This window comes from Brevibacterium sp. SIMBA_078, from assembly GCF_046534565.1.
GTDB lineage: Bacteria > Actinomycetota > Actinomycetes > Actinomycetales > Brevibacteriaceae > Brevibacterium.
Genome location: NZ_JAWRYQ010000249.1, coordinates 1 through 269, shown reverse-complemented (window position 1 = coordinate 269; position 269 = coordinate 1). Strand labels below are relative to the sequence as shown.

Sequence of the window (269 nt, the reverse complement as noted above, 5' to 3'; positions counted from 1 at the left end):
AGCCCGATCATGGCGAGATTATTACCAACTCGACCATCTCATGGCCCGTTGGAGTCGCAGGGGGTTTTCAAGGTAGCCTAACAGGTCGTCAAAACGTACGTTTTGTTTGCCGACTATACTCTAGTGGCCCCTATATTGATGAAAAAATCCGGTTTGTCCAAGAATTCGCTGATATCGGCAATTATTTCGACATGCCTGTTAAGAGTTACTCATCTGGTATGAAAGCACGCTTAACGTTCGGTTTAAGCTTGGCCTTTGATTTTGATTAC

General features: G+C 44.6%; 1 pseudogene. It reads left to right on the top strand.

Annotated elements, in window-relative coordinates:
* Positions 1–269 (top strand): annotated as a pseudogene (locus SB749_RS19615) (sugar ABC transporter ATP-binding protein); the annotation flags it as partial.